Source organism: Mycobacterium pseudokansasii (genome assembly GCF_900566075.1).
GTDB lineage: Bacteria > Actinomycetota > Actinomycetes > Mycobacteriales > Mycobacteriaceae > Mycobacterium > Mycobacterium pseudokansasii.
The window spans coordinates 934845-951863 of the sequence record NZ_UPHU01000001.1; the positions used below are offsets into that span (position 1 = coordinate 934845).

General features: G+C 66.9%; 10 protein-coding genes and 3 pseudogenes. 8 read left to right on the plus strand and 5 right to left on the minus strand.

The annotated features are described in order from the left end of the window. Positions 1-98: 98 nt before the first annotated feature. Positions 99-188: pseudogene (locus tag EET10_RS04340) on the minus strand (DUF4926 domain-containing protein); the annotation flags it as partial. After that, positions 170-2536: a DEAD/DEAH box helicase gene (locus EET10_RS04345; RefSeq protein WP_246013712.1), complete on the minus strand. Its 2367-nt coding sequence runs from the start codon at positions 2534-2536 to the stop codon at positions 170-172. The gene EET10_RS04345 and the pseudogene EET10_RS04340, both read right to left, overlap by 19 nt. 596 nt (positions 2537-3132) lie before the next feature. On the opposite strand from EET10_RS04345, the gene EET10_RS04350 reads away from it, so the two are divergent. After that, entirely contained in the window at positions 3133-3378 is a 246-nt protein-coding gene (locus EET10_RS04350) for a type II toxin-antitoxin system VapB family antitoxin (protein WP_036398495.1), read from the plus strand. Further along, a complete protein-coding gene (locus EET10_RS04355) occupies positions 3375-3773 on the plus strand; it encodes a type II toxin-antitoxin system VapC family toxin (RefSeq protein WP_122501922.1) in 399 nt (132 codons plus the stop codon). Before EET10_RS04350 ends, EET10_RS04355 begins: the two co-directional genes overlap by 4 nt. A 51-nt stretch (positions 3774-3824) precedes the next feature. Here the strand turns inward: EET10_RS04355 and EET10_RS04360 are convergent, their stop codons facing one another. Then, complete coding sequence (locus EET10_RS04360) at positions 3825-4976, minus strand: FIST signal transduction protein (RefSeq protein WP_036398493.1); 1152 nt, start codon at positions 4974-4976, stop codon at positions 3825-3827. 84 nt (positions 4977-5060) lie between these two features. Next, positions 5061-7613, minus strand: coding sequence for an SEC-C domain-containing protein (locus EET10_RS04365; protein WP_122502741.1), 2553 nt, complete (start codon positions 7611-7613; stop codon positions 5061-5063). A gap of 75 nt (positions 7614-7688) precedes the next feature. Here EET10_RS04365 and EET10_RS04370 point away from each other — a divergent pair. The 6 genes and pseudogenes from EET10_RS04370 to narI all read left to right on the plus strand — a co-directional run. Then, a pseudogene (locus EET10_RS04370) lies at positions 7689-7888 on the plus strand (hypothetical protein); the annotation flags it as partial. 31 nt (positions 7889-7919) lie between these two features. Continuing rightward, positions 7920-8876 carry a class I SAM-dependent methyltransferase gene (locus tag EET10_RS04375; protein WP_122501923.1) on the plus strand — a complete coding sequence of 319 codons (957 nt, stop codon included), beginning with the start codon at positions 7920-7922 and terminating at the stop codon, positions 8874-8876. A gap of 107 nt (positions 8877-8983) precedes the next feature. Next, on the plus strand, positions 8984-10180 hold the full coding sequence (locus tag EET10_RS04380) for a nitrate/nitrite transporter (RefSeq protein WP_276860781.1): 1197 nt from the start codon (positions 8984-8986) through the stop codon (positions 10178-10180). Next, a complete protein-coding gene (locus EET10_RS04385) occupies positions 10177-13851 on the plus strand; it encodes a nitrate reductase subunit alpha (RefSeq protein ID WP_122501924.1) in 3675 nt (1224 codons plus the stop codon). Before EET10_RS04380 ends, EET10_RS04385 begins: the two co-directional genes overlap by 4 nt. After that, positions 13851-15500 (plus strand): nitrate reductase subunit beta, encoded by a 1650-nt coding sequence (narH, locus tag EET10_RS04390; protein WP_063468624.1) that lies wholly within the window; start codon positions 13851-13853, stop codon positions 15498-15500. The genes EET10_RS04385 and narH overlap by 1 nt, the downstream gene beginning before the upstream one ends. A 48-nt stretch (positions 15501-15548) precedes the next feature. Then, positions 15549-16298 (plus strand): annotated as a pseudogene (gene narI, locus EET10_RS04395) (respiratory nitrate reductase subunit gamma); the annotation flags it as partial. On the opposite strand, the gene EET10_RS04400 reads toward narI, so the two are convergent. Then, positions 16280-16987: a TVP38/TMEM64 family protein gene (locus EET10_RS04400; protein WP_051490193.1), complete on the minus strand. Its 708-nt coding sequence runs from the start codon at positions 16985-16987 to the stop codon at positions 16280-16282. The pseudogene narI and the gene EET10_RS04400 sit on opposite strands and share 19 nt — an antisense overlap. Positions 16988-17019 lie beyond the last annotated feature (32 nt).

A 17019-nucleotide genomic window follows, 5' to 3' on the forward strand; every position in this document is an offset into this window, starting at 1 on the left:
ATCGGCGGCACGCCCATGGGTCCACGTATCCACGTTGAAAGTCCAGTGGCAGCACCGCTCCGGAGTCGTTGGCGGGGCGGACCGGGCTGCGAACTAAGCTATGCAACCTCGCGGACATGCAGGATCTCCCGTGGCCGCCTCGGCCGTATGTCGTCACCCGCTAACGTGACTACCGCGAACCGAGACCCGACAAGTAAAGGTCGGCGCCAGTGCCCGCGACGTTTTTGGGCCGGCTGCCGGGATACGCTGTGCCACTGTACGTTCCGGATTCGTCGGTGATCGCCCACGGATCTTTCAGCCACTCCCGGCTGGCACGCCTGATCGCATCGAACTTCTCCTCACTGAGGAATTCGGTTTCGATGCAGAGGTTTCGGCGCAGTTCGTCGAGCAGCACGTGCATCAACTGCCGGCGAACCTTGGGATCTGCGCTGACTAATGGGCCGCCTCTTGCAGCACACTTGGTGTCGTCATCTGCGAGCTGATCCAAACCGAAGTAATCGAGCCGCAATTGGCCGGTTTGCTCGAGGTTGGGCATGGTGATGCGCCATCCGCGGGCGAGGTCGCGCCACAGTCGATAGGTGACGACATCGCGCAGCGCGCGGGCGATCTTCTTGCGCGGCACGAGCTCGTCGGCGGTGTCCTCGTCGCGTGCGAAGCGCTTGAGGTTGTTACCGCCAAGCGCGGAAACCACTTCGGGCCCCAGGTTCTCGTCGGTGAGTGGCCCGTCGCCATGGTTGAGGGCGGCCCGGTAGAGTGCGGATCGAATCAACGCGACGATGACGAAGTCGTTGAAGTGTCCGGCCTGCAGACTCGCATCCTGACGGTTGTCGCTGAACGCCAGGAACTTCCGCGCTTCGGCATCGAGATCGGTCTCGTCGCGCAGGGCACGCACGACTGATTGCGACAGCACCGTCACCGCGCTGGCCCGGCCCTCGGTACCAAGGCTGGCCACGCGGGAGAACTCCGACTGCCGGGCGCTCTCGTAGCTCGTCTTGCACGAGGGGCAGAAGTCAAGCCGTTCGAAGATCGCAACGGGCATTCCGTCGTCGGTGATGCTGCCAAAAGGGTCGACGCGCAGCGATACCGGGAGCTTGTTGAGGCGCGCGGGATCAAGGGCTTGGCCCGCACCGGCAGACACCGCCCAGTCGTCGGGCACCAGCTCCAGAAGTGCGGGGTCCGCCGGATCGGGCCATGGTTGGTCAGTGACGTAGAGCAGCCCGGTCGCGTCGGGTTGCTCATCGATGCCTGCGTGCAGGATACGTGGACTGAAACTCTTGCGGCCGCGATCGAGGTTGACCACCAAGAACTCCTGGCCGCATTCCCGGCAGAAGGCCAGTGGAAATAACGGTTGACCCGCCGGCCGCTCGGGTGCGCTTCGTTGGTATTGCGTTGTCAGGTAACGGCTTTCCGCCGGCTCCAGCGTGGTGTAGACGGTGTCGCCCTTGCCGATGAACTGGTGCAGCTTGAACGCGAACAGCGAACGACCCTGGGGATCGCGGGCTCGCGACCCCGCCAGCAAGAGTTTCCGGAGTTTGTCACGACATATCTGTTCGTCGACGCCCGTCGCGATGTGTAGCTTTGCCGCCGCCTCGCTCAACTTGCTCGGTGGGCGACGGCTGAGCTTTCCCTCGTCGTCTTCGCGCAGCCCGAACTCGTCCTCGGCCCACACGGCCAGCGGATCGGTCCGCAAGTCTTCCCAAGTATCCGGGGTCGACGCTGGCAGCCGCGCGGTGAGCGCAGCCGTATCGACGTGGCCGGACGTCGCCCGTCGCAGCGTCTCGCCGACCACGTTGGCGGCCGGGATCTTGACACCGAAGATTCGGGTGGCCAGGTCGGCGACCTGCTGGCGCTGCTCGGCCTTGGTGCCCGGACCGGCAAGGGTCGCGCTGGTGCCGATGCACTGCAGCTTTTCAGCGTTGATCGCGCTGCGCAGCCGGCGCACCAGCATCGCAACGTCGGCGCCCGGGCGCCCGCGATAGGTGTGCAGCTCGTCGAGGACCAGGAACGACAGGTTCCCGGCACTGGAGATCAGCGCCTTACGCTCACGTGGCCGGGTGAGCATCAGCTCGAGCATCACGTAGTTGGTCAGCAAAATGTCCGGAGGCGATGCCAGGATCGTCTCGCGTTCGCTCGATGTCTCCTGCCCGGTGTAGCGGGCGAACGTCACCTTGTGGTTCGCGGTACCGAGGAACTTCTCCAGTTCGCTGCGCTGACTATTGGCCAGCGCGTTCATCGGGTAGACGACAATGGCTCGTACACCTTTGCCCGATCCTTCGTGCAGCACCCGGTTCACGATGGGCACGATGTACGACATCGATTTGCCCGAGCCGGTGCCAGTGGTCAGGACGTACGATTCGCCGCGGTTGGCGATCTCGAAGGCGTCGGTTTGGTGCCGATGGAAGGTGACTTCCCGGCCGATAGCGTCGTCGTCGGCCTTGATGCGGAAGATCTCGCGAGCGTGGGGATGCAGCACTCTCCGTTCGACCAGCTCGCCGACCGACCCCCCGGGTCGAAAGCGGGGTTGAGCGCCAACCATGGCTCGGGCCACAGCAGGCCGTCCTCGATCTCGCCCTCGACCTTGGCCCGGATCTGCTCGTCCTTGATGTCAAGGAAGCCCTTCACGAAGGACTCGTAGTCGTTCAGGACTTCGTCAAGGACACCGAACGCGTCCATGACACCTCCCGTTAGGAAGCTGGTACCGACCCGGAGGCGACCATACTTCGGGTGTGCGACAAATTTGGCACGTTGTTCACATTTTCCGAAGCGATCGGTGACGGACCACGCGCGTGGGCGCCACCAAGCCATGCGGTGTCTGTGGCGGCAGCTCGCGGTCCGAGAACGGGATAAAGGTTTGCACGTCGGCAACGTTTGGCCCGAATAGACGTCGCCCAGGCCAACAGGCTAGCCGAGCGTGCCGCGGCCTTCGGCGCTGGGCCGCATCGTCGCCGGAAGCCTGCGCAGCGCTCAACCGGTGTGCGACTCAGCGACCCGAAGATCTCAATCTCCGAGTCTCTGTCGACATCGGTGAGAGCTTCGACCGGAGCTGACAAATGGTTTCGTCGACGGCGCACCGCGAGCCTTCGCGAGTGACGCGACACCACGGTACCATCAGACAGGTAGAAAGGTACCAACATGGCGTTGAACATCAAAGATGCGTCGGTCCATGAAGCGGTCAGGCAGATCGCCGCGATCACGGGCGAGTCTCAGGCTCAGGCGGTGGCGACGGCGGTGCAAGAGCGGCTGTCCCGGCTGCAGAGGGACGATCTGGCCGCCCGGCTCCTGGCCATCGGCCACAAGACCGCCAGCCGGATGAACCCGGAGAACAAGCCGCTGGACCATGCTGCACTGCTCTACGACGAGCGAGGGCTACCGGCGTGATCGTGGACACGTCGGCGATCATTGCGATCCTCACCGAAGAGGACGACGCCGCCCGCTACGCCAACGCAATCGCCGCCGCGGATGTGAGAAGGCTTTCTGCGGCAAGCTATCTCGAATGCGGGATTGTCCTGGATTCCCTACGTGACCCGATCATCAGCAGGAGTTTGGACGAGCTGCTCGAGGAAGCCCGGTTCGTGGTCGAGCCGGTGGCCGAACGGCAGGCCCGGCTTGCGCGTCAGGCCTACGCAGATTTCGGCAAAGGCAGTGGCCACCCGGCCGGTTTGAACTTCGGCGATTGCCTGTCGTATGCACTGGCCGTAGACCTACGCGAGCCACTGTTGTGGAAAGGCAATGACTTTGGGCATACCGACGTCCGATCCGCGCTGCCGGAATGAGCCCGCCGGCAGCCCGTGTCAGCTGTGACACCAGTGACGAACCCCGCGCAGTCAGTCGACAAACAGCGCCAACGACGCCGTGTAGCCGTGCAGGGCGTTGCGGCCGAAAACCGGGCCGATCTCCCCGGCAGCGAAGAAACCGGCCAGCGGAATCCCGCCCAGCAGATCCTCGATCGTCGACGCGTCGTGGTCGGCCACCCCGAACATCCGCCGTCCCCGCCCGTTGCAGGTGAACAGCAGCGCGCCCGCCGGACGCCCACCCAGCTCCGCTGCCGCCCGCTCCACGGCCAGGTGCAGGTCCTTGTCCGCCGACGCGGCGTCTCGGACCTGGAACTGCACCGTGGTGCCGACCTCGACAACCTCGCCGATCTCGATCACCCCGGTCGAAGGATCGGCGCCCAGCAGCCCGCGGATCAGGAAGTCGCCCTGCCCCGGAGCCGCCAGGTGCTCGTCAACCACGATGCCGATCTGCAGGCCACGGCTGACCAGCTCCTGCTCGTGCAACGGCAGCCCCTCGACACTCTCGCGCAGGCGGTGCAGCGGCGGGCGCCCGCCCAGCTCGGTGATCACCGCGCCGTCCGCGCCGGTGACGATGTAGGGACGGCCGATCGGTCGGCAGCCCTGCGACACGATCGGGATGCTGCGCACACCGGGCAGGCGCACCCCGACGAGCCCGGAATTGAACACGCCGCGGTCACGGAACAGCCGGGTGCCGCCCGGTCCACGTCCTCCGCTCGCCAGGCCGCCCACCACGGTCGTTCCCGGCAGGTCGCTGTTGAGGTGCTCGATGAGCAGACTCGACGGGAATGTGTACGGGTCCGGCAACAGCAGATGCAGATCGTGTGCGGACCGGTCGAACCGGTAACCGGTGAGCAATCCGCCCGAGCCGGTGCGGACGAAGTCCAGTTGGAACGTTTCGGCGGCCAGACCCGACGCCAGCCACACCGCCACCGCCGGCTGGTCCTCGATCTCATGGCGGCCGGCGACAACCGCCTGGGCGACACAGCCGATCAGCGGGGGCGAGCCGACGATGCGCTGCACCGCGGTGAGGACGTCTCCCGCCTGATCGGAGTGCGACCGCGAACCGAGCAGCACGGCCAATGACGGCGCCTCTCCGGCGAGCTCGTCGCACGCCTGCGTGGCCGCCTCCACCGCCGCCTTCCGCGCATCGGGCGCGGTGGAGAATCCGACTCCGATCCGCACCCCTCCATCATGCGCTGTCCGGCGCCGGTTTCCGACCATTACCGCGGCCCGGTTCTGCAGAAACGCGCCGTTGCGCCGCCCGGACTACAGGCCCAACACGGCGCGCAGCCGGTCGGCATTCATGGCGCCGGCGGCTGCTCGGACGGGGAAGCTGTCGAGGAGTTTGATCAGGTCGCCGCGTCGGGTGGGGTCGTCGGCTGCCTGCCGAGGGGTGTGACCGCCGAGTGCGGGAATGGGTTCGTCGAGCCACGCAGTTTCGTACCGACGAATGACTTCCTCGAGGGCCGCGGCCACCTCTGGTCCACCGGGTGGTCCATCGGGCTCGGATACGCCTTCCTCGCCGCCCGGTAGCTGCTGGGCGAGTTCGGCGAGCTCGCGGGTGTCGCCCAACGGGCGGCGGGTATCTTCCAGGACGATCATCGCCGGGTCGAGGCGCGCCAGTGCGGCCAATACGCGGTCCATCCGCTTTTCGCTGTTGGTCTCTACCCGGAGCGTGTCGCTGTCGAGGGCGAGTATCGCCCGGATCCGTTGGGTCCCTTGGGTTGTGACGAATTCGTACCACCGGGGCGGCTCGTCGGCATCGACGCGCTCGTAGGTTTCGTCGAGGGCGGTCGCGATCGCGGCCGGGTCGCCGACACGCACGGTGGCCTCACAGAACGCCAGCGGATCATCCTCGGTGTTGGTCAGCGTCGGCGGCGCAAACCGGCGGCTCAGGTAGGCCACCAGCGTCACCGCGTCGGGTTCGGTGTCGAGCAGTTCGATCAGCGGGTCGCGCTCGTGCAGCGCGACCGGTTCCACGCCGCCGAAAAATCGCATGGTGTCGCCGGCGGGCAGCACCCGCGCGCACACCAGCTGCCCCGTCTTCAGCTGGCGGCTGGCCGCGTGCTCCCGCACCTCATGGGTGTCGCCGCTGCGCAGGTCGCGCACGGTGACGCTGTGGCCGCGTTGCACCCGCTCCACCTCGAACACCGACCGTTGCACCAGAAGCCACTGCTGTGCCAGCAGTCGCTCGTCGTCGGGCAGCAACGACCCGCGCACCTGCAGGAACTCCTCGAACGCCCCACCCTCGAACAGCACCGCGTCGATCACCAGCGGATCACCCAGCGCGGTGGTCAGCGCGTCCGGATCATCGCCGGCGTGGCGAGAGCGTTCGTCCGCCACCTCGATCAGCAGGTCATTCCAGCCGCTCATCAGCGCATGCTGGATGGCCTTCGCATACAGCCAGCGCGCTCGGTCGTCCAGCGGCAGCTGTTCACGCCCGAGATGGCACTTCTTGTACTTGCGCCCAGATCCGCACCAGCACAGCTCGTTTCGGCCGAGGTCGCGGCGCGGCTCGGCCCGGTACTGCTCCAGCAGCTCCACCAGCGGGTAGTCCGGCTCGGCGCCGGCGCGGCGCAGCAACGCCAACCCGCGATCGACGTCACCGCGATCGGAGGCGATGCGGGCCAGATCTAACAGTGGCAACGGCCAATCCGGATCCATCGTCTCGGCGGCCAGCAGTTCGCGTTCGGCCGCTTCAACGTTGCCCATCCGCTCCAGCGCGACCGCGCGCAGCCACCGACACGCCACCCGCGCTGGGCGGGGCACCTTCGACTCCAGCACCTCGGCGAACAAGCCCAGCCCGGCCGTCCCCACCCGGTCAGTGCCGATCGTCTCGGCCACCAGCAGCTCAGCCAGCAGCGGATCGGCGAGGGCGGCCCCTAACTCACCGACGAGATCCATGTCGGGTCCTGTCGCGCCGTCGGTGGCCGCGGCCAACGCTTCCTGCGGCGCCAGGCCCGCGTCGAGCAGCGCTGCGATCTGGTCGTGCAACTTGACCAGCACGTACAACGCGACCGCGTCGTTGGGGTCGAGTTCATGACGTTCGGCCAGCGCTTGGCAGCCTAGCTTGAAATGCCAAGCGCCAAAATCGAATCCGCCCGGTGCAAGCCAATCGCCCTGGTGCGCGAGGCCGTGGTCGTCGACGATCTCGGACAGCGGCGGCAGCGGCTCGGTGAATAGCTGCGGGTCCTCCGCGCACACCGTCCACACCGCGGCGTCGAAGTACGCCGGCTTCTCGGTGTCGAGCGCCGCGGCTAGCCGCGCACCCACTCCTTCGGCCGACGCGACCTCGGTGACCCGCTCGACCACTAACCCGTCCTCGGTCAGCCGGACCCCGGCCAGGTCGCCCTCGGCCAACCCCAGCGCGCCTAATGTGCCCGGCGCCAGCAGCAGCGCCCAGGCCGGGTCGACCGCCTCGTCCGGGATGCCTCGCTGTTCGAGCAACTCGTCGTCTAAGTCGGCCAGCACCACCCCGGCCGGCGAACCGTCCGCGAGCCGCTGGTACTGCTCGTGCTCACACAGGGCGGTGACGGGGTCCAGATCCGGGGTCACGTTGAGAGCGTCATAGGCCAGCTCTTCGGCGCAAAGCCGGTGGGTGAACACCCGCCCGGCCAGCATGGTCGGCAGCCACACCCACCTGTCGTCAACTAATTGCCTTGCTGGACATTCAGTTTCGTCGAGAATCTGGTCCAGTTCGGCCTCCGGGTCGGCCACGCCGCTGTCCCGTAGCCGCGCTGCAAAGTCGTCCTCGTGCAACGGGCCGTGCTCGGCCAGGATTCTTGCCGGGGTCTGCGACCCCCCGAAGGCATCAGCCACGGCGACCACCCTATGCCGTGCGAAGCCGCGCCGCGAGAACCCCGCGACTGACAGTGCCTCTTTCACGATGTCGACATCGATGGCGTGATCGGTCATCGACAGGTGACCGACGCCTACCTGGCTCAGCTGGCGCGGAACCACGACGGGCAGTTGGCGACCCTGAGAGCGGCCTGGCGCACTTGCACAATGACGTCGCGATACTCATTCCCCACGGTCGGCTGACATCCGGCGAACCCGGGTCCCCCGAGCCTGACGGTCTGGGCGCTGGCACGTAGGGTCGGTGCTTGAGCGGGAGGAAGTGAACGCATGGCCAGGACCGCCAGAACAGACAACGACAGCTGGGAGATCACCGAGAGCGTGGGCGCGACGGCGCTGGGTGTGGCAGCGGCGCGCGCGGCCGAAACCCAGAGCGAGCACCCGCTGATCCGCGATCCGTTCGCCCGGGTCTTCCTCGACGCGGCCGGCGACGGCGTGTGGAACTGGTATTCGGCGCCGCAGCTACCCGCCGAGGTTCTCCAAGCCGAACCCGAGGTGCCGCTGCGAATGCAGGCCATGATCAACTATATGGCCTGCCGCACGGCGTTTTTCGACACCTTCTTCCTCGACGCGACCCGGTCGGGTATCCGTCAGGCGGTGATTCTGGCCGCCGGCCTGGACGCGCGGTGCTGGCGGTTGCCGTGGCCCGACGGCACCACGGTCTACGAACTCGACCAGCCCAAGGTGCTGGAGTTCAAAACGGCGACGCTACGTGAGCACGGGGCCGAGCCGACCTGTCATCGAGTCGGCGTCCCGGTGGACCTGCGTCAAGACTGGCCGAAGGCGTTGCGGCAGGCCGGTTTCGACGTGTCGGCGCCGAGCGCATGGTCAGCCGAGGGGCTCATGCCGTATCTGCCGGCGGCTGCACAGGACTTGCTGTTCAACCGCGTTCAAGAGCTCGCGGTCAGCGGTAGCCGGATCGCTGTCGAGGCGCTGGGCCCCGACTTTCTGGATCCCGCCTTCCGCGCCAAGCGGCGCGAGCGGATGGACCGTGTCCGAGCACTGATGGTCAAGGTCGACCCGCGGCGCGAGGTGCCCAGTACCGACGAGCTGTGGTACTTCGAGGAGCGCGACGACGTCGGCGACTGGTTGCGCCGCCACGGCTGGGAGGTGACGGTGACGCCGTCGGCGCAACTGATGGCCGGCTACGACCGCAACCCGCCGAAGGAGGTCCAAGACAGCGCGCCGCGGAATCTGTTCGTGTCTGCGGTGCGGGCCGGCGCCTAGCGTAATCCGTACCGGGCCGCCGCCGGACCGCCGATTACTTCTGTTTGGTTTCCAATCGGTTGATGAGGTGATTGGGTATAGCCGTGGATACGGCGAGTACGCCGGATATCGGCGCACAGCGGAATGCGAACTTGGCCCTGGCGACCTGGGTCTCGACCGTCAACTTCTGGGCATGGAACATGATCGGCCCGCTGTCAACCACCTATGCCGAGCAGATGCGGCTGTCGAGCGCGAAAGCCTCGCTGCTCGTGGCGACGCCGATTCTGGTCGGCGCGCTGGGCCGCATCGTGATCGGTTCGCTGACCGACCGGTTCGGCGGGCGCGCGATGTTCATTGCGATCTCGCTGGCGCCGATCGCGCCGGTGCTGGCGGTGGGCCTTGCCGGGAAGTACGGTTCCTATCCGTTGCTGTTGGTGTTCGGGTTCTTCCTCGGGATCGCGGGCACGGTTTTTGCCGTCGGGATCCCGTTCGCCAACGCGTGGTATCCGGCCGCCCGCCGTGGGTTCGCCACCGGAGTGTTCGGCATGGGCATGGTGGGCACCGCGTTGTCGGCGTTCTTCACACCACGATTCGTGCGCTGGTTCGGCCTGTTCACCACTCACGTCATCATCGCCGCTGCGCTGGCGCTCACCGCTGCGGCGTGCGTGCTGGTCATGCGTAACTCGCCGGACTTCACACCGAACACCGGTCCGGTGCTGCCGAAGCTGGCCGCCGCCGCAAAGCTGCGGGTGACGTGGGAGATGTCGTTCCTGTACGCCATCGTGTTCGGTGGTTTCGTCGCGTTTGCCAACTACCTGCCCACCTATATCAAGACGATCTACGGATTCTCCGCGGTCGACGCGGGCGCCCGTACGGCCGGTTTTGCGGTGGCCGCCGTGGTGGCCAGGCCGGTCGGCGGCGCGCTGGCCGACCGCTTCGCACCCAAGTACGTCGTCCTCGCGTCGCTGGCCGGCACTGCGGCGCTGGCGTCGATCGCGACGTTGAAGCCGCCGCCGGATGTGTTCTCGGCGCTGACGTTCATCACGCTGGCAATCTTCCTGGGAGCCGGTACCGGCGGCGTGATCGCCTGGGTTGCCCGCCGCTCGCCCGCCCAATCCGTCGGCACGATCACCGGCATCGTCGCCGCCGCTGGCGGGCTGGGCGGTTACTTCCCGCCGATGGTGATGGGCGCCACCTACGACCCCGTCGAAAACGACTACACGGTCGGGCTGGCGCTGTTGGTCGCGACCGCCCTGGTGGCACTGGCATACACCGCGCTGGGATTGCATGCCGACGAACCCGAACGCAGGGAGGCGACTACGTGAGCAACCCGCCCGGGGGCCGCATCGAAGAACTCCTCGAGCGCACCGGAAGGTTCTTCACGCCGGGGCAGTTCTCCGCCGATCTGCGCACCGTCACCCGGGAGGGCGGGCGCGAAGGCGACGTCTTCTACCGCGACCGGTGGAGTCACGACAAAGTCGTGCGCTCCACCCACGGCGTCAACTGCACCGGGTCCTGCTCGTGGAAGATCTACGTCAAAGACGGGATCATCACCTGGGAGAACCAGGAGACCGATTATCCGTCCGTCGGCCCCGACCGCCCGGAATACGAGCCTCGCGGCTGTCCCCGTGGTGCCGCGTTCTCGTGGTACACCTATTCGCCGACCCGAGTGCGTCACCCCTATGCCCGCGGGGTGCTGGTCGAAATGTACCGGGAAGCCAAGGCGCGCTTGACCGATCCGGTGCTGGCGTGGGCCGACGTGGTGTCCGACCCCGACCGGCGCCGCCGATACCAGCGGGCGCGCGGCAAAGGTGGGCTGATGCGCATCACCTGGGCCGAGGCCACCGAGATGATCGCCGCGGCGCACGTGCACACCATCAAAACCTACGGCCCCGACCGCATCGCCGGCTTCTCGCCGATCCCGGCGATGTCGATGGTCAGCCACGCGGCCGGCTCCCGCTTCGTGGAGTTGATCGGCGGCGCCATGACGTCGTTCTACGACTGGTACGCCGACCTTCCCGTGGCGGCGCCGCAGGTGTTCGGCGACCAGACCGATGTGCCGGAGTCCGGCGACTGGTGGGACGCCGCGTACCTGATCATGTGGGGCTCGAACGTGCCGGTCACCCGCACGCCCGACGCGCACTGGATGGCCGAGGTGCGTTACCGCGGCACCAAGGTGGTCACCGTCAGCCCCGACTACGCCGACAACACCAAGTTCGCCGACGAGTGGCTGCCCTGCGCGGCTGGCACCGACGGCGCACTGGCCATGGCCATGGGGCATGTCATTTTGTCGGAATGCTTCGTCACGCAACGGATTCCGTTCTTCGTCGACTATGTCCGCCGGTTCACCGACCTGCCGTTCCTGGTCAAGCTGGAAAGCCGCGGTGACGACCTGGTGCCGGGCAAGGTCCTCACCGCCGCCGACCTCGGCCACGACGTCGAGAACGCGGCGTTCAAACCGGTCTTGCTGGACGGCGCCACCGACCAGGCCGCGGTCCCGCACGGATCACTCGGCTTCCGGTACGGCGACGACGGTGTGGGCAAGTGGAACCTCGACCTCGGCGACATCGTGCCGGCGCTGACCGTCGCGCACCGCAGCGCCGGCGAATCCGCGCGAATCATCCTGCCCCGCTTCGACACCGCCGACGGTCGCGGCGAGACCATGATTCGCGGCGTCCCGGTACGCCGCATCGGCGAGAACCTGACCTGCACGGTGTTCGACCTGATGCTGGCCCAATACGGGGTGGCCCGGCCCGGGCTGCCCGGAGACTGGCCCACCGACTACGACGATGCGGCATATCCGTACACCCCGGCCTGGCAGGAGCCGATCACCGGGGTACCTGCCGACCAGGTGATTCGCGTGGCACGCGAATTCGCCCGTAGTGCAGAGGAATCCGGTGGCCGGTCGATGATCATCATGGGTGCGGGCATCTGCCAGTGGTTCCACGGCGACGCCACGTATCGGGCCGTGCTGGCGCTGCTGTTGCTCACTGGGTCGATGGGCCGCAACGGCGGGGGTTGGGCGCACTACGTCGGCCAGGAAAAGTGCCGCCCGGTCACGGGCTGGGCGACGATGGCGATGGCCACCGACTGGTCGCGGCCGCCGCGGCAGATGGCGGGCACGTCGTACTGGTACGTGCACACCGACCAGTGGCGCTACGACGGCTACCGAGCCGACGCGCTGGCCAGCCCCACCGGCCGCAGCCGGTTCACCGGCAAGCACACCATGGACGTGCTGGCCGCCGCGGTCGCGATGGGCTGGACGCCGTTCTACCCGCAGTTCAACCGCTCCAGCCTCGACGTCGCCGACGAGGCGCGCGCGGCCGGGCGGGACATCGCCGACTACGTGGCCGAGCAACTCGCCACCGGCGCACTCAAACCGGCCCTGTCCGATCCCGACGACCCGGCGAACTGGCCCCGGGTGCTCAACGTGTGGCGCGCCAACCTGCTCGGCTCGTCCAGTAAGGGCAACGAATACTTCCTTACGCACCTGCTCGGCACGACGTCGAACCTGCAGGCAACGCCGGCACCAGAAGCGTTGCGGCCCAACGACATCGTGTGGCGCGACAACATCGGCGAAGGCAAACTCGACCTGCTGATGTCCATCGATTTCCGGATGACGTCCACGACATTGCTGTCCGACGTGGTGCTGCCGGCCGCCACCTGGTACGAGAAGGCCGACCTGTCCAGCACCGACATGCACCCGTTCGTGCACGCATTCAGCCCCGCCATCGATCCGCCGTGGGAAACACGCTCCGACTACGAGGCGTTCGGTGCGATCGCGAGCGTTTTCTCGACGCTGGCGGCCAAGCATCTGGGCACCCGCGCCGATGTCGTGCTCGGCGCGCTGCAGCACGACACGCCCGGCGCGATGGCCTACCCGTCGGGCGTCGAATACGACTGGCGCACAACAGGAGAGCTGCCTAAGCCCGGTAAGACGATGGGTACCATCGCGGTGGTCGAGCGGGACTACGCCGCCATTGCCGACAAGTGGGCCGCGCTGGGGCCGCTGACCGAACGGCTAGGGCTGACCACCAAAGGCGTCACCGTCTGGCCGGATCGCGAAGTCGACGAGCTCGCCGCCAAGTTCGGGGTGCTGAACTCCGGGCCCGCCGCCGGGCGGCCGGCGATCACCACCGCCGAGCGGATGGCCGACGTGATCCTGGCGCTGTCGGGAACGAGCAACGGCCGTCTCGCGGTCGAGGGATTTCACGAACTGGAACGACGGACGGGGCGCCGGTTGGCGCATCTGGCCGAAGGCAGCGAGGAACGCCGCATCACCTATGCCGACGCCCAGGCTCGCCCAGTGCCGGTGATCACCAGCCCGGAGTGGTCCGGCAGCGAGACCGGCGGGCGCCGGTATGCACCGTTCACGGTGAACATCGAGGAGCTCAAGCCGTTTCACACGCTCACCGGCCGAATGCACTTCTACCTGGACCACGACTGGGTCGAAGAGCTCGGCGAGCAGCTGCCGATCTACCGTCCGCCGCTGGACATGTCGCGGCTTTTCGGTGAGCCGAGACTGGGCGGTGACGGCGCCGTACTGACCGTGCGGTATCTGACGCCACACTCGAAATGGTCGATCCACTCGGAGTATCAGGACAACCTGCTCATGCTGTCGCTGTCGCGGGGCGGACCCACCATGTGGATGAGCGTTGACGATGCGGCCAAGATCGGCGTGCGCGACAACGATTGGGTGGAGGCGGTCAACCGCAACGGGGTGGTGGTGTGCCGAGCGATCGTCAGCCACCGGATGTCCGACGGCGTGGTATTCGTCTACCACGCCCAGGAGCGCACCATCGACACGCCGCTGACCGAGACTACCGGGCGTCGCGGTGGCATCCACAACTCGCTGACCCGGCTGCTGATCAAGCCCAGTCACCTGGCGGGCGGTTATGCGCAGAACGCGTACGCGTTCAACTACTTAGGTCCCACCGGCAACCAGCGCGACGAGGTGGCCGTGGTGCGTCGCCGCTCCCAGGAGGTGGTGTACTGATGAAAGTCATGGCGCAGCTGGCGATGGTGATGAACCTCGACAAATGCATCGGCTGCCACACCTGTTCGGTGACGTGTAAGCAGGCTTGGACCAACCGCGCGGGCACCGAGTACGTCTGGTTCAACAATGTGGAAACCCGTCCAGGACAAGGCTATCCGCGCACCTATGAAGACCAGACGCGCTGGCGCGGGGGCTGGGAACGCGATAGGCGCGGTCGACTGAGGCTGCGCGGCGGCGGGCGGCTGGCCAAGCTGCTGAAGATCTTCGCCAACCCGAAGATGCCCAGCCTGGGCGACTACTACGAGCCCTGGACGTACGACTACGAGAAGCTGATCACCGCCCCACTGGGCGAGCAGATGCCGGTGGCGCCGCCGCGCAGCCTGATCAGCGGCAAGCCGATGAAGGTGTCGTGGTCGGCGAACTGGGACGACGACCTTGGGGGCTCACCGGAAATCGTGCCCGGCGACCCGGTGCTGCGGCAGGTCAGCGAACGGGTGCGGTTGGAACTCGAGCAGGCGTTCATGTTCTATCTGCCGCGGATCTGCGAGCACTGCCTGAACCCGTCGTGTGTGGCCTCCTGCCCGTCGGGCGCGATGTACAAACGCACCGAGGACGGGATCGTGCTCGTCGACCAGGATCGCTGCCGCGGCTGGCGGATGTGTGTGTCGGGTTGCCCGTACAAGAAGGTGTACTTCAACCACAAGACCGGTAAGGCGGAGAAGTGCACGATGTGCTATCCGCGCATCGAAGTGGGCCTGCCGACGGTGTGCTCGGAAACGTGCGTCGGACGGCTACGTTACCTCGGGTTGGTGCTCTACGACGTCGACCGGGTGCTGGAAGCCGCGTCGGTGGAGCGCGACGCCGACCTCTACCATGCTCACCGGCGAATCCTGTTGAACCCCAACGACCCCGACGTCATCGCCGGTGCCCGCGCCGAGGGGATCCCCGACGAATGGATCGAGGCCGCCCAGCGCTCCCCGGTCTACGCGCTGATCAACACCTACCGGGTGGCGCTTCCGCTGCATCCGGAATTTCGCACGGTACCGATGGTTTGGTACATTCCGCCGCTGTCTCCGGTCGTCGACGCCATCGGCCGCGACGGGCACGACGGCGAGGACCTCGGCAATTTGTTCGGAGCCCTGGGGGCACTGCGCATTCCGATCGAGTACCTCGCGGGGCTGTTCACCGCCGGCGACACCACCGTGGTGGAATCCGTACTGCGCAGGCTGGCGGCGATGCGTTCCTATATGCGCGATATCAACCTCGGCCGGCCGACGCAGCCGCACATCCCGGAATCGGTCGGCATGACCGAAGAGCAGATCTACCAGATGTACCGGCTGCTTGCATTGGCGAAATACGAAGAGCGGTACGTGATCCCGACCGCATACGAGCTGGACGGCGACGCGGTCGAGGAAGCCGGGTGCTCGTTGTCCTTCGACGGCGGTCCCGGAATGTACGGCTCCGGGCCGTTCGGCGAGGCCAGCGGAGGACCGGTGCCGGTGGCGGTCGAGACGTTCCACGCGTTGCGGCAACGGCAGACCAGTGAAGGGATGGCCGCCAACGCCAATCAGCCGTCGCGGGTCAACCTCCTCAACTGGGACGGTCGCGGGGTGCCACCCGGAATGTTCCCGCGTGGGCGGCGGCGATGAGGACGCTGCGACCGTTTGCGTCGAGAGATGTGAGAATTGCGCCGCGACGCAACTCCGGAGGTGAATGAGGTGCTCGGCAAGACGTTCTGGGATGTGGTGCCCTACGTGGTACTCGCGATCGTCGCCGTTGGCACCTGGTGGCGGTACCGATATGACAAGTTCGGGTGGACCACCCGCTCGTCGCAGCTTTACGAGGTGCGGTTGCTGCGTATCGCGAGCCCGCTCTTCCATTACGGCATCCTGGTGGTGATCGTCGGACACGTCATCGGCCTGCTGATCCCGGAATCATGGACGGACGCAGCCCGGGTGAGTCATCACGCCTACCACGTCCAGGCTGTTGTGCTGGGGTCGATAGCCGGGGTCACCACGCTGACGGGGCTGGCGCTGCTGATCTACCGGCGACGCAGCCGCGGACCGGTGTTCATGGCCACCACGGTCAACGACAAGCTGATGTATGTGTTCCTGGTGGGGGCGATATCGGCGGGGCTGTACGCGACCGCGTTGGGCTCGGGGATGTTCGGCGAGTCGTACAACTACCGCGAAACCGTCTCGGTGTGGTTCCGGTCCATCTGGGTGCTGCAACCTCGCGGCGAACTGATGGCGCTGGCGCCGCTGTACTACCAGCTGCATGTGATGATCGCGCTGGCGCTGTTTGCCATGTGGCCGTTCACCCGGCTGGTTCACGCGTTCAGCGCACCGGTCGCGTATCTGTTCCGGCCCTACGTCGTCTACCGCAGCCGCGGCGTCGCCGCGCGCAAGGAGCTGGTCGGGTCGCATCTTCAGCGTCGCGGCCGCTGACTCGGCAGTGCGCGCCCACGCCAAGATCGGTAACCACGCCGTGCGGCGAACACGCCGACGACGGCGGTCACGCACCACACCGCTATCGCCGCGTATGCCAGTGGTGAGGACCGATCACCGATCGAGGCGCCCAGCGCGGTGTAGACGAATGCCCGCGGCATCGAACCGATAAACGCACCGACGGCCATTTGCCACAACGGAACTCCACATGCCCCGAACGCATAGGAGGCGAGCGCATCCGAGATGCCGGGGACGAAGCGTTGACCGACCACCGCCCACAGTCCGCGTCGTTCGATCAGCACGTCGACGCGGTCGGCGCGGCTCGCCCCCAGCAGAGTACGTGCGCTGTCGCGTCCGGCCCGACGGCCGACGAAGCTGGCGACGATCGCGGTACCCACCGTCGCACCCAGCGTCACAAAGATGCCCTCTACCGGACCGAACAGCAGACCACTACCCGCGGCCAGGACCGGGCCCGGCACGAACAACGCTCCGAGGACAGCCGAGGCCACAACGTAGGTCAGCGGCGCCGCCGGACCTGTCGCCGAGACCGCGCGACGCACCACCTCGACGTCGACGACTCGTGCGACGGCTACCAGGTACCACAGCCCGAGTAGAAAGCCGGCGAACACGACGAGCCGCACGATGTGGGGTCGTCGGGATGTCAGCGGAGAACCGGGGTTGTCGACCATGCTGACCGCAATTCTTCCGCACCGGCATGTCC

Excerpts from the sequence above, each read along its gene's own strand:
- EET10_RS04400 (WP_051490193.1), bottom strand. The coding sequence starts at position 16,987 with ATGGTCGACAACCCCGGTTCTCCGCTGACATCCCGACGACCCCACATC.
- EET10_RS04350 (WP_036398495.1), top strand. The coding sequence starts at position 3,133 with ATGGCGTTGAACATCAAAGATGCGTCGGTCCATGAAGCGGTCAGGCAG.
- EET10_RS04375 (WP_122501923.1), top strand. The coding sequence starts at position 7,920 with ATGGCCAGGACCGCCAGAACAGACAACGACAGCTGGGAGATCACCGAG.
- narH (WP_063468624.1), top strand. The coding sequence starts at position 13,851 with ATGAAAGTCATGGCGCAGCTGGCGATGGTGATGAACCTCGACAAATGC.
- EET10_RS04345 (WP_246013712.1), bottom strand. The coding sequence starts at position 2,536 with ATGGTTGGCGCTCAACCCCGCTTTCGACCCGGGGGGTCGGTCGGCGAG.